The organism is Bacillus sp. 522_BSPC, from assembly GCF_001076885.1.
Classification (GTDB): Bacteria; Bacillota; Bacilli; order Bacillales; family Cytobacillaceae; genus Niallia; species Niallia hominis.
This window is the reverse complement of record NZ_JVDT01000135.1, coordinates 1-2350: the sequence shown is the minus strand read 5'-3', so window position 1 is coordinate 2350 and position 2350 is coordinate 1. Positions and strand designations below refer to the sequence as shown.

Sequence of the window (2350 nt, the reverse complement as noted above, 5' to 3'; positions counted from 1 at the left end):
TATTGTTGACGTTTGTTTGTTCAGTTTTCAAAGAGCAATTTGTTTGTTGCTATAAGAAGCAACTTTTATATAATATCATATTTATCAAGCGAAAGTCAACAACTTTTTCGAAATAACTTTCACTATTAAATTATCATATTACGTTGCCGTTAGAAGCAACTTTTATATAATAACAGGTTATAATCATTTTGTCAGCAATTTATTCAAAAAAAATTTAAAAATTTTCTTCCTTCTAAATAAAACAATACTCAAGTAAAAATAACGAAAGAAAGAGAGAAATAAAACCTCCCCTTTCTTTCATAGAGATAAATAACATTTAACGTACATGCATATCGTTAGGATGAGATCCTTTACGTCTATTAATGTTTAATTGATTTATAGCGTTTACTTCTGTTTCATTGAGCTCAAAGTCAAACACTTGGAAGTTCTCTTCAATTCTTGATGGAGTAACTGATTTCGGAATCGCAATTGTATTATTTTGTAAATGCCAACGCAAAACAATTTGAGCTGGTGTTTTTTTGAGTGCATCGGCAATATTTTTAATCACTTCATCTTGCAATACTTCTCCGCCCTGATCTAACGGACTCCAAGCTTCTACAAAAATATCATGCTTTGTACAATACTCCTTTAATTCCTTTTGCGCCAAGTATGGATGACATTCTACCTGATTTAGAACAGGCTTAACTTCACATTCAGTTAAAATGCGCTCTAAATGTTCTATTTCAAAGTTACACACACCGATAGCTTTCACTTTTCCATCCTTATATAGTTTTTCTAAAGCTTTATATGTATCCACATAATTATCAAATTTAGGTGTTGGCCAATGAATTAAATATAAATCAACATAATCAAGACCCAATCTTTCTATACTTTCATCAAATGCTTTCAGTGTATTTTCATAACCTTGATCACTATTCCAAACTTTTGTCGTAATAAACAACTCTTCACGAGGAACAGAAGATTCTTTTATCGCTTTCCCTACACCTTTTTCATTTTTATAAATCATTGCAGTATCAATGGATCGATAACCAACTACAAGAGCTTCAGCGACTGCACTAGTTGCTTGATTATCTGCCACTTGCCAAACTCCAAATCCTAATTGAGGCATTTTCAATCCATTATTTAAAGTAACAAATTCCATTATACATTTCTCCTTTTTAAATAAATATATTTGTGCTACTATCCCTACCCTTTAATTCCTAAGCAATGATACTATTTCCTTTCCTCTTTTCATTATTAGAAAAACGATAGATAAACTAAGTTTACTTTATTACCAATAAGGATTAAAGATAACCAAAATAACCTCCTTAGAGGACTATTTCATAGAACAATTATACTTACTATGTAGTTATCTAAAGAAAAATGCATTAAAATACTTTTCAACTATAAATTACGTTAAACGCCTTAATAATTAAAGTATTAACAAAGATGATAAATGGAGATAAAGTCCATTCAAATTTCCACTTTCCAAATTGCTTCAATTTAAGTTTTCCTAAATCTTATTTGAAAATTTTAGAGATTCCTACTAGGATTGCTTGATTGCTATTTTACAAGACTTAATATAATAATGTAAGTAGTGAATTTTTTATGACATAGTTACTTATACTTAACTAACTATTAATTCGTAACCAGGAGGGATAGGATGGAAATTCCATGCTCAATTGAAAAAACACTTGATATTATCGGAAATAAATGGTCATTTCTAGTGTTAAGGGAATTATTCGAAGGGACAAAACGGTTCAATGAATTACGGAGATCCATTGAGGGGATAAGTCCTAATTCTTTAACGACAACACTCAAACATTTAGAGAAGAAAGGTATTATTATTCGAACAGCTATCCCTACAGTTCCTATTACTGTTGAATACTCTCTTACAAAAAAAGGCGATTCTTTTCATAGTGTATTAAAGGAAATGAAAAAGTGGGCTGCTGAATGGGCGTAAAACAATTCTATCATACATAAAGTAAACCTTTGTTATAAACTGGACTGGACTATTATGTCTGGTACCACTTAAAGTTAAGCTTATCTAATAATCATTATACTAAGTTAATCTATCTTCATTGATTTTTATATTAAAAGGACTTCCAACTTATGAAGTCCTTTAGCATTATCCGTTATTCAATATTGAAATATGGGATTTTTAAGGGAATTTACTTTCTACTAACATTATTGTTTTCTATAAGAATAATCAAATATTAATAGAGTATCTCGATACCACTAGTTAATAAAAATAGAAGCGATTCATCTCCCACCTAACCGCTATCGCTTTTTGAGGAAGGAGTCTTCACGCTAAAAATGATAAAAAGGACCTAAAAGCAATAAAGCTTTTAGGTCTTTTAGTGGCCTGGCG

The 2350-nt window shown here is 30.3% G+C and carries 2 protein-coding genes; one reads left to right on the top strand and one right to left on the bottom strand.

The window, feature by feature from the left end:
- Positions 1-316: 316 nt before the first annotated feature.
- Positions 317-1141: an aldo/keto reductase gene (locus ADJ83_RS10520; RefSeq protein WP_048717752.1), complete on the bottom strand. Its 825-nt coding sequence runs from the start codon at positions 1139-1141 to the stop codon at positions 317-319.
- Positions 1142-1642: 501 nt separating this feature from the next.
- On the opposite strand from ADJ83_RS10520, the gene ADJ83_RS10515 reads away from it, so the two are divergent.
- Entirely contained in the window at positions 1643-1942 is a 300-nt protein-coding gene (locus tag ADJ83_RS10515) for a winged helix-turn-helix transcriptional regulator (protein WP_048717750.1), read from the top strand.
- Positions 1943-2350: the final 408 nt, after the last annotated feature.